Source organism: Paraburkholderia acidicola, from assembly GCF_002362315.1.
GTDB classification, from domain to species: Bacteria; Pseudomonadota; Gammaproteobacteria; order Burkholderiales; family Burkholderiaceae; genus Paraburkholderia; species Paraburkholderia acidicola.
In genome coordinates this window covers 349,744-364,484 of the sequence record NZ_MTZV01000002.1, presented here as the reverse complement: position 1 = coordinate 364,484, position 14,741 = coordinate 349,744, and the positions used below count along the sequence as shown (strand labels likewise).

Below are 14,741 nucleotides of genomic sequence, written 5' to 3'. Positions count from 1 at the left end.
GTCGTGGGTGAATCCCAAACGACGAAGCCGTTTCCCGCTTAACTTCCCAGCGCCGGATCGCTCTTGCTGCTGCGGCCCGTTTCGACGTGCCCACCCAGACGACGGACGAAGCTTTGATCCGTATCGACGGTGACGGTCAGGTCGTACCAGCCGTACACTTTCCGCAGATCGAGATACACGTTGCCGTTATCGCCGCCACGGACGCGTTTGATGATGACGTTGCCCGGATCGTAGGCATTGGCGATCGTGAACGTGCACGCCGTGGTACCGGTATTGCGCAGCCGCAGATCCAGATTGCCGTTGATGACATCGTAGCCTTCCAGCACTTCCGGAATGGCCGTTGCGCCGTTGCTGCCGTCGAGCCCTGCCAACGTGCCCGCAAAGCGGCGCAGGAAGCTGTTCGGTCCGTACACCGTGTAGTCGAACGCACCTTCATGCTTGAACGGCAGCAGGTAGTCGACGAGACGCTTGCCGGATTCGACCGTGTAGGTGCGCGGCCCGTAGATGCTGCCCGCCGAATACACGAGCAACGATACGGCGGCACGGCCCGTGTTGATGAAGCGCATCGTGAGACGGCTGCTGCCCGCGTCGTGAGCGATGCGCACAAATGTTTCGTAAGGCAGCGCGCGCAGCGGACGCACACCCGCTTCCTGTTTCGGTACAGCCTGCTGGGCAGGCGGCACCGGCACATAGTCGGGATGGCGCAACTGGTCCGGCGGCACGTAACCGGTCGTGCTCGGCAGCGGCGGGAACGCATCGTTCGGGTTGATGAAGTTGAACGCCGATGTGAGGTCGCCGCTCACTGCACGGCGCCACGGCGTGATGTTCGGCTCGGGGATGTTGTACTGCTTGCCGAAGCGCGCTTCGATAAAGCGGATCACCGACGTATGGTCGAACAGTTCCGAGCACACCCAGCCGCCTTTCGACCACGGCGACACCGCGATCAACGGTACGCGCGGTCCCATCCCGTACGGGCCTGCTGCGTAGTTGCTGTTGCCGGCGAAGTATTCGTTCGAGGTATCGACGGTCGACAGTCCGTTGGTGCTGTTCGGTGCGAACGGCGGCGGCACGTGATCGAAGAAGCCGTCGTTCTCGTCGTAGTTGATCAGCAGGACCGTCTTGCTCCACACCTCCGGGTTCGACGTCAGCACCTGCAACACCTGGTCGATGTACCACGCGCCGTAGTTGACCGGCCAGTTCGGGTGCTCGCTATACGCCTCCGGTGCGGTGATCCACGAGACCTGCGGCAACGTGTTGTTCTGTACGTCCTGACGCAGGATGTCGAAGAAGGTGCCACCCGCGGAAACATTGGTGCCGATGCGTGCCCTGTCGTACAGCGGGTTGCCAGGTTGCGCGTTGCGGTACTGGTTGAAGTACAGCAGCGAGTTGTCGCCGTAGTTGCCGATGTAGGGATCGTTGGTCCACCCCCACGAGCCCTGCGCGTTGAGCCCGGTGCCCTGGTCCTGGTAAATCTTCCACGTGATGCCGGCGTTTTGCAGGACTTCCGGAAACGTCGTCCAGCCGTAGCCAAGTTCCGAGTTGTCGATCACCGGGCCGCCGCCGCTGCCGTCGTTGCCGACCCAGCCGGTCCACATGTAGTAGCGATTCGGATCGGTCGGTCCGAGCAGCGAGCAATGATACGAGTCGCAGATCGTGAACGCGTCGGCGAGCGAGTAGTGGAACGGCATGTCGTCGCGCGTCAGGTAGGCCATCGTCGTGGTGCCTTTCGACGGCACCCACTGGTCGTAGCGGCCGCCATTCCACGCAGCGTGCGTGCTGCTCCAGTCGTGCGGCAGGTCCTGCAGGAACTGCAGGCCGAGGTTCGGTGCAGTGGGATGGAACGGCAGCACTTCGCCGGCTGCGCCGCCGGCGGTGAGCGGTTGATTCCACACGGGCTTGCCGGTCGGCAGGCTAATGGCACGGGTATCCCCAAAGCCGCGCACGCCCCTCAGCGTGCCGAAGTAATGATCGAACGAACGGTTCTCCTGCATCAGGATGACGATGTGCTCGACGTCGCGGATGCTACCGGTCGTGTTGTTGGCTGGAATCGCGAGCGCATTGCGGATGCCGAGCGGCAGCATCGACAGCGCAGTCGCGGAACCGGCAGCCTGGGCGGCTGCGCGTAGAAAATCACGGCGATTTTTTGAGGTCATGTTGAGCCTGGGTCTTCAGTAAGTGGGTAGAGCGACGGTGCAAACAACTCGGCACGGCACCGATCCGGGTGCAGCAACTTCAATCGACGGTGTGAATCACGGGTGGGGCGAGACTTTCAGATGCGGCTGCGCCATCGGCTTGCGACGAAGCCGGGGCGGGTGGGGTGACGATCGTGGCGGGCGAGGCGTTGAAAGCGGAGGCGGATTGCGCGGCGGGCGTGCTGCCCTGCGAGGATTGCGCTGATTGGGATGACGAAGCAGCGGCGCCGGACGCACGGGCGCCGTCGTCGTCGCTGCAGCCCGCGACGAGCGCGCAGCAACAGAACGCCAGCACCACAGTGGGGCGTTGGAGCGGGCGGGTTAAACGTTTGCTACGGTGTACAGCGAAACTGCGGAATTCTGGGGGGAATTCGGGGGACATGACGCTCTCCGGCACTCAAGCAGATTGCCGGGCGACGTGTCGACGCACGTTGGCCCTGCAGTCAACAAGCATAACCAGTAGCGTGTTTAGGAATTGTGAATCCGGCGCGATGACCTTGCTGCTCCGGATGGTGCTGCGTTCAAGCTTTCGGGAACGTTACCGCATATTTAATGATTCAGCTATCACGTGTTGCGCCGACGAACGACACGATCGCGTCGTTCAGTGCGTCGGGCGCATCGCGATGCGGTGAATGTCCGCAGCCGTTCAGCTTCGCCAGTTGCGCTTGCGGTACCTGCGCGGCGATCGTTTCGATCTGCGTCATCGTGCCGTAGTGATCGTCATGGCCTTGCACTGCGAGCAGCGGGCAGCGGATGGTCGACAACTGCTCGACGATGTTCCAGGAGCGGAATGCCGGGTCGAGCCAGATGTCGTTCCAGCCGTAGAACGCGGAATCGACGTCGGCATGATAGCGCGCGAGCCGCTCGCGCAGATCGGTTGATTCGTAGAGGCGTTTTGCTTCGCGGATGCTGTCGATCGACAGGTCCTCGACGAACACGTGCGGCGCGATCGCGACGGCGCCGGCCAGCGCGGCGGGGAAGGCCGCCGCGTACAGCAGCGCGATCGAACCGCCGTCGCTATGGCCGATCACCCACATCCGCGCACGTGTTTTTGCGTCGACACCGAGCGCGTCGAGCAGGGCAGGCAGCACGTCGTGCGCCTGGCGGTGCATGAAATCGACGGGCCAGTGTTCGGTGTGCGGGCGTGGTGTCGACTGCCCATAACCGGGGCGCGAGTAGATGAGTCCGCGCATGCCGAGCCGTGCACAAAGTGTTCGTGGCCAGTCGCGCCATGTGGCGACCGAGCCGGCGCCTTCGTGCAGGAACACCGCGAGCGGCGCGTCGTGTGTGTCATGTGTGCCCGCTTCAAGCCAGCGATATTCGATGCGCAGTGCATCGCGTGTCGCGGTGGCGGGTAACGTAGCGAATTCGCTGGCTGCGGCGGTGGTCGTCGCGTTCGACGGAAGCGGCATGACGTTCCTCAGAGCAGTTCCCGCAGCTTGAAGCGTTGAATCTTGCCGGTCGCGGTTTTCGGCAGATCGTCGACGAAGACGATGTCGCGTGGATACTTGTGCGGTGCGAGCCGCTCTTTCACGAACGCCTTCAGTTCGTCGGCGAGTGTGCCCGAATCGACGGCGCTCTGCTTCAGCACGACGAACGCGCGGGTTTTGACGAGACCGCCGTGATCGACGCCGACAACGGCCGCTTCGAGCACCGCATCGTGCTGGACGAGCACCATCTCGACTTCGACCGGCGATACATACTGGCCGCTCACCTTCAGCATGTCGTCGCTGCGTCCCGCGTAGACGTAGCAGCCGTTCGCCAGCCGGCGATACTTGTCGCCGCTTCTGATCCATTCGCCGAGAAACGTCGCGCGCGATTTCTCGCGATTGCTCCAGTACATCAGCGCCGCGCTCGGCCCCTTGATATACAGGTCGCCGACATCGCCATCGGCGACCGGCTGGCCCGTTTCGTCGCGCAGTTCGACGTCGTAGCCGGGCACGGGACGGCCAGTCGTGCCGTACTGCACATCGCCGGCGCGGTTCGACAGGAAGATGTGCAGCATTTCGGTCGAACCGATGCCGTCGAGAATATCGCAACCGAAGTGCGCAGCGAAGCGTTCGCCGACTTCGCGCGGCAACGCTTCGCCGGCGGATGTGCAGATGCGCAGCGAAACATCGGCGCGCGCCGGCAGGTCCGGACACACGAGCAGGTTTGCGTAGAGCGTCGGCACGCCATAGAAGATCGTCGGACGATGGCGCACGAGCCGCTCGAACACGGCGTCGGCGGTGGGGCGTCCGGCCATCAGGATCGCGGTCGCACCGACGGTCAGCGGAAACGTGAGTCCATTGCCGAGCCCGTACGCAAAGAACAGCTTGGCCGCCGAGAACACTACGTCGTGTTCGCCGATGCCGAGTATCGGTTTCGCGTACAGCTCGGCGGTCCAGTAGAGGTTGGCGTGTGTATGAACCGTGCCCTTCGGCTTGCCAGTCGAGCCCGATGAGTAGAGCCAGAACGCGATGTCGTCGGCGCCGCTCGACGTGGCGCGGACAGCGGGCGGCGCGTGCCCGATCAGATGACTCAATACATACGCGCAGGGCAGGTCGCCCGCTCCAGGTTGCGAGGCGATCAGCGTGCAGCCGTCATGCTCGGCGTCGTTCAAAGCTTGCGCGATGACTGGCAGCAACGCGCCCGATGCGATCACCGCGCGCGCGTGGCTGTGCGTGAGCATGTAGACGTAATCGGCGGAAGTGAGCAGCGTGTTTGCGATCACCGGTACGACGCCTGCATACAGCGCGCCGAGAAAGGAGATAGGCAACTCGACGGTGTCGTGCATCACGAGCAGGATGCGCTCCTCTGCGTGAATGCCGAGCGAGCGCAGTGCGGTTGCGAAACGGCGCGCGTGGTCTTCGAGTTCGGCGTAGCTCGTTGCGCTCGTGTCGTCGATATATGCGGTCTTTGTTGCGCGCTGTTGATTGAGATCAAACAGATGCGCCGCGAAGTTGAAGCGCGCGGGTGGCGGCGTTGCGATTTCCTGTGCGGGCGGGCTCGCCGGTGTGTCCAGCAGGGCTTGCATGGTTCCTCCAACGGTGGGCGGCGTCGACGGGATGGCTATGACGATGGCGAGGCGTGTCGGCCTGATCAGGACGGCGTGAATTCGATCGCGCCTTGCGGCAGCAGATACAGGATCAGCGCTTCGCCACCCGCCACCGTCGGACGATGCGCGCTACCCGGCCCGTAGACGCACCAGCCCGCGGGATGACCGTCGAACGTGGCGCCTTCATCGATCGGCATGATCAGATCGATCTCGCCGTTCGGATGAACGTGGTGTGGGCCGGCAAGATTGTTCATGTCGACGACATCGACCGAGAAGCCGTGGGTTTCCGGCAGCGCCTTGAAGATGCGGCCGTAACGGATGCCGCCGCCCTCGCGATTGCACAGCCAGCCTTCGGCGACACCGGTGCGGCACGCTGCGGCCAGATCGCGGAAGACAGTGCTATCCGCGGGCCACGTTGCATTGAGCCAACCAGCGAGTGCACCGTCGAGCGGACGGTCGGCCAGTTGCGAAGTGACGCCTGCGATGAGGCGCTGAAAATCGTCAGGGGACATGGGGGTCTCCGTGGATCGCCGGCCGCATGTCAGTGCATGCGAGGCCGGCGACCGTCTCCGGGACGCGGCCGCTAAAAGCGGCTGCGTACGTCAGCGTTTGTTATTCCGCCGGGTTTTGGCGAAAATTAACCGCTTGCTTGATGCATGTCAAGCACTATAGTACACATTAAAGCGGATATCGAATCTCTCATATGAAGCAAACTTACTCTGCTGACCCTGCCGCCGATGTGCCCGATGTTGACGCGCCGAAAGGCGAGCGCGATCCGTTTCTCACCGCGATGGGCGAGCGCGTGCGGCTGCTGCGTGCGCGCCGCGGCATGACCCGCAAGGCGCTCGCACAGGAGACCGGTCTTTCCGAGCGGCATCTGGCGAATCTGGAGTCCGGGGTCGGCAACGCCTCGGTGCTGGTGCTGCGGCAGATCGCGACGACGCTCAACTGCCCGCTCGCCGAGGTGATCGGTGACGAGACGACGTCGTCGGCCGAGTGGCTGTTGATCCGCGAACTGCTGCAGGGCCGCGATCAGGCCGCGCTGCAGCGCGCGCGGCTCGCGCTCGCGGAGATGTTCGCGCAGGCACCGCGCGATCCGCATCGCAAGGACCGGATCGCGCTGATCGGGCTGCGCGGCGCGGGTAAATCGACGCTGGGCCGGATGCTCGCGCAGGAACTGAAGGTGCCGTTCGTCGAACTGAACCGGGTCATCGAGCAGCTGGCGGGCTGTCCGCCGTCGGAGATTCATTCGCTGTATGGCGCGAGTGCGTACCGGCGGTACGAGCATCGTGCGCTGGAGGCGGTGATCCAGGAGCACGAACGCGCGGTGATCGCGTCGCCGGGCGGGCTGGTGTCGGAGGCGGGGACGTTCAACGCACTGCTCGCGCACTGCTTTACGGTCTGGCTGCAGGCCACACCCGAAGAACACATGCGGCGCGTGGTCGCCCAGGGCGACCTGCGGCCGATGTCGGGCAATAACGAAGCGATGGACGACCTGAAGCGGATTCTGGCCGGTCGCGGCGAGCTATACGGACGCGCGGACATGACGTTCGATACCAGCGAAAAGACGCTCGCCGACGCCTATCTGCAACTGCGCGACCGGCTGGCGGCGCGGCTCGCGGCCGAAACGGCGGAGGATCGAGGCATCGAATGATGCACTAAAGTGCTTTACATGGGAAAAATAATGCACTATTGTTCGATCAAGCCTGCATCGAACAGCGTGCATTTATTTGGAGACACCCCATGTCCACAGCCGAAACCGTCGCTCCCCCCGCGACCCAACCGGTCGACTATCGCACCGCCCCCGCGCAATACCGGCACTGGAAACTGAGCTTCGAAGGTTCGGTCGCGACACTCGGCATGGACATCGCTGAAGACGGCGGCATTCGCGACGGCTACAAGCTGAAGCTCAATTCGTACGATCTCGGCGTCGACATCGAATTGCACGACGCAATCCAGCGCATCCGCTTCGAGCATCCGGAAGTGCGGACCGTGGTGATGACGAGCCTCAAGGACCGCGTGTTCTGCTCGGGCGCGAACATCTTCATGCTTGGCCTCTCGTCGCACGCGTGGAAGGTCAACTTCTGCAAGTTCACCAACGAAACGCGCAACGGTATTGAAGATTCGTCGCGTCATTCGGGACTCAAGTTCATCGCCGCCGTGAATGGTGCGTGCGCCGGCGGTGGTTACGAACTCGCGATGGCCTGCGATGAAATCTGGCTGGTGGATGACCGGTCGTCGTCGGTTGCGTTGCCGGAAGTGCCGCTGCTTGGTGTACTGCCGGGCACCGGTGGTCTCACGCGGCTCACCGACAAGCGCAAGGTTCGTCACGATCGTGCGGATATTTTCTGCACCGTTGTCGAAGGGATTCGTGGCGAGCGTGCGAAGGAATGGCGGCTCGTCGATGAAGTGGTCAAGCCGAACCAGTTTGATCAGGCTATCCAGGCGCGTGCGCTCGAACTTGCTGCGCAGAGCGATCGCCCGGCTGAGGCACAAGGCGTTGCGCTGATCCGCATCGAACGTACTGAACGTCACGACGGCCTCGGCTACGCGACTGTCGACGTCGCGATTGATCGTGCGAAACGTACCGCTACGTTTACTGCGAAAGCTCCCGCCACGCCGCAGCCCGACGACATCGATGGCATCGTCGCGGCCGGCGCGCAGTGGTGGCCGCTGCGCTTCGCGCGTGAACTCGACGATGCGATTCTCTCCATGCGCACCAACGAACTCGATATCGGCACATGGATTTTCCGTACCGAGGGTGATGCGCGTGCGCTGCTCGCCGCCGACGCATCGTTGATGCTGCACCAGCAGCACTGGTTCGTGCGTGAGACGATCGGCCTGCTGCGCCGCACGCTCGCGCGCATCGACGTGTCGTCGCGCTCGCTGTTCGCGCTGATCGAACCGGGTTCATGCTTTGCGGGCACGTTCGCGGAACTCGCGTTCGCGGCCGACCGTACCTATATGGCCGCGCTGCCCAGCAACGAAGACGAAGAACCGGTCATCACGCTGTCGGAAGTCAACTTCGGTCTGTATCCGATGGTCACGCATCAGTCGCGGCTTGCGCGGCGCTTCTATGACGAAGCGGCGCCGCTCGATGCGGTCCGCGCGAAGATTGGCAGTGCGATCAGGCCAGTCGAAGCCGAGCGTCTTGGACTCGTGACCGCCGCGCCGGACGACATCGACTGGGCCGACGAAATCCGCATCGCGCTCGAAGAGCGCTCGGCGATGTCGCCCGATGCGCTGACCGGTCTCGAAGCGAACCTGCGCTTCAACGGGCCGGAGACGATGGAGACGCGCATCTTTGGTCGTCTCACCGCGTGGCAGAACTGGATTTTCAACCGGCCGAATGCGGTGGGCGAGAAGGGTGCGCTCAAGGTGTACGGCAAGGGCAGCAAGGCGCAGTTCGACGTCGCGCGAGTTTGACGCGCGCATTCCGCACAAGGAACCGACATGTCCACGATTAACTACAGCGACAAGATCCCGAACAACGTGAACCTCGCCGACGACCGCGCCTTGCAGCGCGCGCTCGAACAATGGCAACCGAACTTCCTGTCGTGGTGGGGCGATATGGGCCCGGACGGCTCGCACAACTACGATGTCTATCTGCGTACCGCTGTTAGTGTCGATGCGGGCGGCTGGGCGCATTTCGATCACGTGAAGATGCCCGACTATCGCTGGGGGATTTTTCTCGCACCCGGTGAGCAGGACCGCACGATCCACTTCGGCGAACACAAGGGCGAAGCCGCCTGGCAGGACGTGCCGGGCGAGCATCGTGCGAACCTGCGCCGCATCATCGTCACGCAGGGCGACACGGAACCCGCATCGGTTGAACAGCAGCGTCATCTCGGGCTCACCGCGCCGTCGATGTACGACCTGCGCAACCTGTTCCAGGTGAATGTCGAAGAAGGGCGACACCTGTGGGCGATGGTGTATCTGCTGCATCGTTACTTCGGCCGCGACGGACGCGAGGAAGCCGAAGCGCTGCTCGGCCGCCGCTCCGGCGACGACGACAATCCGCGCATTCTCGGCGCCTTCAACGAGAAGACGCCGGACTGGCTCGCGTTCTACATGTTCACGTACTTCACCGATCGCGATGGCAAGTTCCAGTTGTCGGCACTCGCGGAGTCGGGCTTCGATCCGCTTGCGCGCACGACGAAGTTCATGCTGACTGAAGAAGCACATCACATGTTCGTCGGCGAATCGGGCGTATCGCGCGTCGTGCAGCGTACCGCGCAGGTGATGAACGAACTGCAGACCGACGACGTCGCGCGCATCCGTGCGGCCGGCGTGATCGATTTGCCGACCATCCAGCGCTATCTGAACTTCCACTACTCAGTGACGATCGACCTGTTCGGCGCGGACCATTCGTCGAATGCGGCGACGTTCTATAGCTCAGGCCTGAAGGGGCGCTACGAGGAGACGAAGCGCGACGACGATCATCAACTGGTTGGTCAGAGCTATCGGTTGCTCGATGTGCAGGACGGCAAGCTCGTCGAGCGCGAGGTGCCGATGCTCAACGCGATGAACGAAGTGCTGCGCGACGATTACATCAAGGATTCGGTGGCGGGCGTCGGGCGCTGGAACAAGGTGCTCGAAAAGGCCGGACTCGATTTTCGTCTGACCGTACCGCACAAGGCGTTCAACCGGCAGATCGGCACGTTCGCCGGCGTGCGGGTTGCGCCGGATGGCCGCGTGATCGACGAGAGCGAATGGGCCGCGAACAAGGCGAAGTGGCTGCCGACGCCCGAAGACCGCGCGTATGTCGCGTCGTTGATGGGCTGCGTGAGCGAACCGGGCAAGTTTGCGAACTGGATTGCGCCGCCGGCGATGGGCGTGAATCGCCAGCCGGTCGACTTCGAATATGTGCGGTTCAATTAAGAACAGACCGTAGCACATGGCAGGAGACAACCATGAACGCGCCAGTATCGATCGACGTCCTGAAGCAGCACTTGATCGATCCGGAGATCTGCATTCGCTGCAACACATGCGAAGAGACGTGCCCGATCGATGCGATCACACACGATGAGAACAACTACGTCGTCAAGGCCGATACCTGCAACGGCTGCATGGCATGTGTGCCGCCATGCCCGACCGGTGCGATCGACAACTGGCGCACGTTGTTGCGTGCCGATGCATACAGTGTCGATGAGCAGCTCACATGGGACGTGCTGCCGACGCAGGGCGCGGTACCCGTAGCAATCGTCGCAGCCGAAAACGCAGAAGCAGGCAACGTTATCGAACCCGGCCCGCAAACCGACACGGTGCGAGGCTCGATCGTGCCACCGTGGTCGGCAGCGAAGCCCTACGTCAATCTCTATACGCACAAGGCGCCGACCACCGCGACGGTGGTCGGCAACTACCGCCTCACCGATGCGGCCACCGACAGCGCAATCCATCACATCGTGCTCGACTTCGGCGCGAAGCCGTTCCCGGTGCTTGAAGGCCAGTCGATCGGTATCCTGCCGCCGGGCGCGAGCGCCGACGGCCGCGTGCATCACGCACGGCAATACTCGATCGCGAGTCCGCGCGACGGCGAGCGCCCCGGCTACAACAACGTGTCGCTGACCGTGAAGCGCGTCGTCCAGGATCACGACGGCAACGCGACCGCGGGCGTCTGCTCGAACTATCTGTGTGACCTGAAGAAGGGCGATGTCGTGAACGTGATCGGACCGTTCGGCGGCACGTTCCTGATGCCGAACCATCCAAACTCACATCTACTGATGATCTGCACGGGCACCGGTTCGGCACCGATGCGCGCGATGACCGAGTACCGTCGACGCCGCCGGCTGAAAGGCGCGACCGGCAAGCTGATGTTGTTCTTCGGCGCGCGCACGAAAGAGGAACTGCCGTACTTTGGGCCGCTCACCAACCTGCCGAAAGATTTCATCGATACGAACCTCGCGTTCTCGCGCACGCCGAAACAGCCCAAACGCTATGTGCAGGACGCGATGCGCGAACGCGCCCCCGATGTCGCCCAGTTGTTGAAGGACGACAACACGCACATCTACGTCTGTGGGTTGAAAGGCATGGAGGAGGGTGTGTTGCAGGCGCTGAAAGAGATCGCGGAAGGGCAGGGCCTCGACTGGGACGTGCTGTGGCAGCGGCTCAGGAAAGAAGGCCGGTTGCATATCGAGACTTACTGACCGCAACGCAACCCCGCGTCAACCAGCACGTCAGCACGCGCTACACTCCGTATTGTCGAGCCTTGCCAAGGCGATCTGATCGGTCTAACTTATTCCCCCTTGGACTATTCTTCCAGCGCAAAATGCGTTGTGAAAATAAAGGCCGTTTGCTACAGTCCGCCCCATTCTGCCGGACCGGCGTCCGGGCGGCGGAGGCTGTCAGTCTCGACAAAACCACCCTACGGAGCACATTCTGATGAAGTCGATTCGATCCATCCTGTTGATTGGTTTGCTGCAGGTCGCTACCGCGACCGCGGCGTTCGCGGCGGACGGCCTGGCGCAGATCAAGGCGGCCGGCGTGTTCAAGATCGGCACCGAAGGCACCTATGCGCCGTTCACCTTTCACGATGCGTCGAATCAGCTGACCGGTTTCGACGTGGAGATCGGCCGCGCGATCGCGCAGCGTCTCGGCGTCAAGGCAGAGTTCGTCGAAGGCAAGTGGGATGGCCTGATTGCGGGCCTCGATGCGGGCCGCTACGACGCGGTGATCAACGAAGTCGCGATGACCGATGCGCGCAAGGTCAAGTACGATTTCTCCACGCCGTACATCGTGTCGCACGCGGCGCTGATCGTGCGCTCGGACAACACGACGATCAAGACTTTCGCCGACCTGAAGGGCAAGAAGTCGGCTAATACGCTGACCAGCAACTTCGGCAAGATCGCTGTCGCAAACGGTGCGGACGTGGTCGGCGTGCAGGGCTTCAACGAATCGGTCGATCTGCTCACGTCGGGCCGCGTCGATGCGACGATCAACGACTCGTTGTCCTACCTCGACTTCAAGAAGCACCGCCCCGATGCGAAGGTGAAGATCGCCGCACTCGACGATTCCGGCGACGCCGACAAGTCGGCTGTGCTGATCCGCAAAGGCAATCCCGAACTGCTGGCGGCAATCGACAAGGCACTCGCCGACATCAAGGCCGACGGCACGTACCTGAAAATCTCCGAAAAGTATTTCGGCAAGGATGTCTCCAAGTAATCGCTCACGGAGCGCCTGAATCATGCCGGCATGGCTGCAATTGATGGGGCAGTCGCTGTGGCCCCTGCTGTACGCGGGGCTGGTGTTTACCGTGCCCCTCACGCTCGTTTCGTTCGCGATCGGGCTCGCGCTTGCGTTCGCAGTCGCGCTGGTGCGTCTGTTCGGACCGTCGTGGGCGGTCGCGATCGTGCGCTTCTATGTCTGGCTGATCCGCGGGTCTCCGCTGCTCGTGCAACTCTTCGTGATCTTCTACGGTTTGCCGAACGTCGGCATCGTGCTCGATCCGTTGACGGCGGCGATCATCGGTTTTTCGCTAAATGTCGGTGCGTATAACTCCGAAGTGATTCGCGGGGTGATCGAGTCGATTCCGAAAGGGCAGTGGGAAGCGGCGTATTCGATGGGAATGACGCGCGGCCAGGCACTGCGTCGCGCGATCCTGCCGCAGGCGGCGCGCGTGGCGTTGCCGCCGCTCTCGAACTCGTTTATTGCGCTCGTCAAGGACACGTCGCTCGCGGCGGTGCTCACCGTGCCGGAAATTTTCCAGGCCGCGCAGCGGATCGCATCGGTGACCTACGAGCCGCTTATTCTTTACGTTGAAGCCGCGTTGATCTACCTGGTGTTCAGTTCGGTACTGTCCTCGGCGCAGGTCCGGCTCGAACGCAAGTTCGGGCGGCATGCACTTTTCCAGTCGGGCAACTGATGATCCGCCTCTCCGGTATCGACAAATTTTTCGGCGACCATCAGGTGCTGCGCACTGTGGATCTCGCGCTCGAGCCGGGCAACGTGACCGCGTTGATCGGTCCGTCCGGCAGCGGCAAGAGTACGCTGCTGCGCTGCGTGAACCTGCTCGAGATCCCCGAAGCGGGCACGCTCGAACTCGGCGGCGAGCGGCTCGCATTCAGCCGCACCGAAAAACCCTCGCGCGATGCAGTACTCGCGATCCGTCGCCGCACCGGCATGGTGTTCCAGAACTTCCAGCTGTTTCCGCATCGCACGGTGCTCGAGAACGTGATGGAAGGGCTGCTGACCGTGCAGAAGTGGGACAAGGCGCGTGCCCGCGAACGTGCGCAGGAACTGCTCGCTAAAGTCGGCATTGCGCACAAGGCGGATGCGTGGCCGGTCACGCTGTCGGGCGGTCAGCAACAGCGCGTGGCGATTGCGCGCGCGCTTGCACCTTCGCCCGATGTGCTGCTGTGCGACGAGCCGACTTCCGCACTCGATCCGGGCCTTGCCGCTGAAGTGGTCGAAGTGCTGAAGCAGCTCGCGAAGGAAGGAATGACGATGCTGATGGCGACGCATGATCTGCGGCTCGCTGCATCGATTGCGCGCGATGTCGTGTTCCTGAGCAACGGCGCAATCGTCGAGTCCGGCAGTTCACGCGATGTCTTCACGCGGCCACGTCAACCCGAAACCGCGAGCTTTGTGTCGACACTCACGCAAACGCTGCCGGAAAGCTGGACCGACTGAGCTTACGGAGTGACCGGCTTGACGAAGGTCAACGTCATCCGGTCCGATTCGCCGATGGCCGTATAACGCGCGCGGTCGGTGGTGCCGCCCTGGTAGGTGGGCGGCAGCGACCACACGCCGTGCGGATAATCTTTCGTGTCTTGCGGATTCGCGTTGATCTCGCTGCGTGCGAGCAAGGTGAAGCCCGCCGCGCGTGCGTGAGTGATCACGTAGTCTTCGGTCACGTAGCCGCTGTCGATCATCTGTTGCAATGTGGTGCCCGGCGCCGCGCGATGTTCCTCCACACCCAGTTCGCCGCCCGGCTTCAGCGCGGCATAGAACGCCTGCAGATTCGCATCGATCTGACCGTCCTTGATCCAGTTATGGATGTTGCGGAACGTGAAGACACGATCGATCGTGCCGTTCACGGGGAAGCTGAACTGTCCTGTATGCAGCGTTCCGACGATCACGTTGCCGTATAGCGCGGGCGCGCTCGCGAGCTTGCGTTCGAACGTGGCACCCGTCGTGCGTTCTTCCTGTGCGGCATCGGCGGCGGGGCTGACGTATTGCGCTTCGTACAACGTGCCGCGATCGTGCAGATAGGGCGCGAGGATCTCGGTGTACCAGCCGCCGCCCGGGGCGATTTCGAGTACGCGTTGCGTCGGTGCGATCGTGAAGAACTGCAGCGTCTGCTGCGGATGACGATAGACGTCGCGTGCTTTAGCGGAGTCGCTGCGCTGCGATCCCGCGATGGCCGCGTTGAGCGCGACATCGGGTGCCGGCGGATTCGCGGACGATGTTGCGCAGGCGACGAGCAGCAGTGCCGTGAATAGCGCGGCGCAGTGCGCCGCAAGCGTGGGGCGGAGCATACGCATGGCGGTCAGAAAGGGGAGAGTGAAGTGACG

Annotated in this window: 13 protein-coding genes; 7 read left to right on the top strand and 6 right to left on the bottom strand. The window is 62.9% G+C overall.

The genetic code is table 11. From position 1 onward, the window contains the following. Positions 1-38: 38 nt before the first annotated feature. From BWP39_RS03710 to BWP39_RS03695, 5 genes are all read right to left on the bottom strand, one after another. Positions 39-2,153 carry a phosphocholine-specific phospholipase C gene (locus BWP39_RS03710; RefSeq protein ID WP_096716999.1) on the bottom strand — a complete coding sequence of 705 codons (2,115 nt, stop codon included), beginning with the start codon at positions 2,151-2,153 and terminating at the stop codon, positions 39-41. A gap of 79 nt (positions 2,154-2,232) precedes the next feature. After that, positions 2,233-2,574 carry a hypothetical protein gene (locus tag BWP39_RS31405; RefSeq protein ID WP_133116822.1) on the bottom strand — a complete coding sequence of 114 codons (342 nt, stop codon included), beginning with the start codon at positions 2,572-2,574 and terminating at the stop codon, positions 2,233-2,235. Positions 2,575-2,749: 175 nt separating this feature from the next. Then, positions 2,750-3,604: an alpha/beta fold hydrolase gene (locus BWP39_RS03705; RefSeq protein WP_096716998.1), complete on the bottom strand. Its 855-nt coding sequence runs from the start codon at positions 3,602-3,604 to the stop codon at positions 2,750-2,752. Positions 3,605-3,612: 8 nt separating this feature from the next. After that, a complete protein-coding gene (locus BWP39_RS03700) occupies positions 3,613-5,208 on the bottom strand; it encodes a benzoate-CoA ligase family protein (RefSeq protein WP_096716997.1) in 1,596 nt (531 codons plus the stop codon). A gap of 65 nt (positions 5,209-5,273) precedes the next feature. Then, positions 5,274-5,741, bottom strand: a complete 468-nt coding sequence (locus BWP39_RS03695) for a DUF4863 family protein (protein WP_096716996.1) — start codon at positions 5,739-5,741, stop codon at positions 5,274-5,276. Positions 5,742-5,932: 191 nt separating this feature from the next. Here BWP39_RS03695 and BWP39_RS03690 point away from each other — a divergent pair, with 191 nt between their 5' ends. From BWP39_RS03690 to BWP39_RS03660, 7 genes are all read left to right on the top strand, one after another. Then, positions 5,933-6,883, top strand: coding sequence for a helix-turn-helix transcriptional regulator (locus BWP39_RS03690; protein ID WP_096716995.1), 951 nt, complete (start codon positions 5,933-5,935; stop codon positions 6,881-6,883). 89 nt (positions 6,884-6,972) lie between these two features. Continuing rightward, complete coding sequence (gene boxC, locus BWP39_RS03685) at positions 6,973-8,655, top strand: 2,3-epoxybenzoyl-CoA dihydrolase (RefSeq protein WP_096716994.1); 1,683 nt, start codon at positions 6,973-6,975, stop codon at positions 8,653-8,655. Positions 8,656-8,682: 27 nt separating this feature from the next. Then, on the top strand, positions 8,683-10,110 hold the full coding sequence (gene boxB, locus BWP39_RS03680; protein WP_096716993.1) for a benzoyl-CoA 2,3-epoxidase subunit BoxB: 1,428 nt from the start codon (positions 8,683-8,685) through the stop codon (positions 10,108-10,110). A gap of 32 nt (positions 10,111-10,142) precedes the next feature. Then, positions 10,143-11,375 carry a benzoyl-CoA 2,3-epoxidase subunit BoxA gene (gene boxA / locus BWP39_RS03675; RefSeq protein ID WP_096716992.1) on the top strand — a complete coding sequence of 411 codons (1,233 nt, stop codon included), beginning with the start codon at positions 10,143-10,145 and terminating at the stop codon, positions 11,373-11,375. A 235-nt stretch (positions 11,376-11,610) separates the two neighbouring features. Continuing rightward, positions 11,611-12,390 (top strand): amino acid ABC transporter substrate-binding protein, encoded by a 780-nt coding sequence (locus tag BWP39_RS03670; protein WP_096716991.1) that lies wholly within the window; start codon positions 11,611-11,613, stop codon positions 12,388-12,390. A gap of 22 nt (positions 12,391-12,412) precedes the next feature. Next, positions 12,413-13,090: an amino acid ABC transporter permease gene (locus tag BWP39_RS03665; RefSeq protein WP_091020436.1), complete on the top strand. Its 678-nt coding sequence runs from the start codon at positions 12,413-12,415 to the stop codon at positions 13,088-13,090. Further along, complete coding sequence (locus BWP39_RS03660; RefSeq protein WP_096716990.1) at positions 13,090-13,857, top strand: amino acid ABC transporter ATP-binding protein; 768 nt, start codon at positions 13,090-13,092, stop codon at positions 13,855-13,857. The genes BWP39_RS03665 and BWP39_RS03660 overlap by 1 nt, the downstream gene beginning before the upstream one ends. Before the next feature lie 2 nt (positions 13,858-13,859). On the opposite strand, the gene BWP39_RS03655 is transcribed toward BWP39_RS03660, so the two are convergent. Continuing rightward, positions 13,860-14,705 (bottom strand): class I SAM-dependent methyltransferase, encoded by an 846-nt coding sequence (locus BWP39_RS03655; RefSeq protein WP_207556580.1) that lies wholly within the window; start codon positions 14,703-14,705, stop codon positions 13,860-13,862. Between the last annotated feature and the right edge of the window lie 36 nt (positions 14,706-14,741).

Bases quoted from the DNA above. Each gene is read 5' to 3' on its own strand.
- BWP39_RS03660 (WP_096716990.1), top strand. From the start codon at position 13,090: ATGATCCGCCTCTCCGGTATCGACAAATTTTTCGGCGACCATCAGGTG.
- BWP39_RS03705 (WP_096716998.1), bottom strand. From the start codon at position 3,604: ATGCCGCTTCCGTCGAACGCGACGACCACCGCCGCAGCCAGCGAATTC.
- BWP39_RS31405 (WP_133116822.1), bottom strand. From the start codon at position 2,574: ATGTCCCCCGAATTCCCCCCAGAATTCCGCAGTTTCGCTGTACACCGT.
- boxA (WP_096716992.1), top strand. From the start codon at position 10,143: ATGAACGCGCCAGTATCGATCGACGTCCTGAAGCAGCACTTGATCGAT.
- BWP39_RS03710 (WP_096716999.1), bottom strand. From the start codon at position 2,153: ATGACCTCAAAAAATCGCCGTGATTTTCTACGCGCAGCCGCCCAGGCT.
- BWP39_RS03700 (WP_096716997.1), bottom strand. From the start codon at position 5,208: ATGCAAGCCCTGCTGGACACACCGGCGAGCCCGCCCGCACAGGAAATC.
- BWP39_RS03690 (WP_096716995.1), top strand. From the start codon at position 5,933: ATGAAGCAAACTTACTCTGCTGACCCTGCCGCCGATGTGCCCGATGTT.
- BWP39_RS03665 (WP_091020436.1), top strand. From the start codon at position 12,413: ATGCCGGCATGGCTGCAATTGATGGGGCAGTCGCTGTGGCCCCTGCTG.
- boxC (WP_096716994.1), top strand. From the start codon at position 6,973: ATGTCCACAGCCGAAACCGTCGCTCCCCCCGCGACCCAACCGGTCGAC.
- BWP39_RS03655 (WP_207556580.1), bottom strand. From the start codon at position 14,705: ATGCTCCGCCCCACGCTTGCGGCGCACTGCGCCGCGCTATTCACGGCA.
- BWP39_RS03670 (WP_096716991.1), top strand. From the start codon at position 11,611: ATGAAGTCGATTCGATCCATCCTGTTGATTGGTTTGCTGCAGGTCGCT.
- boxB (WP_096716993.1), top strand. From the start codon at position 8,683: ATGTCCACGATTAACTACAGCGACAAGATCCCGAACAACGTGAACCTC.
- BWP39_RS03695 (WP_096716996.1), bottom strand. From the start codon at position 5,741: ATGTCCCCTGACGATTTTCAGCGCCTCATCGCAGGCGTCACTTCGCAA.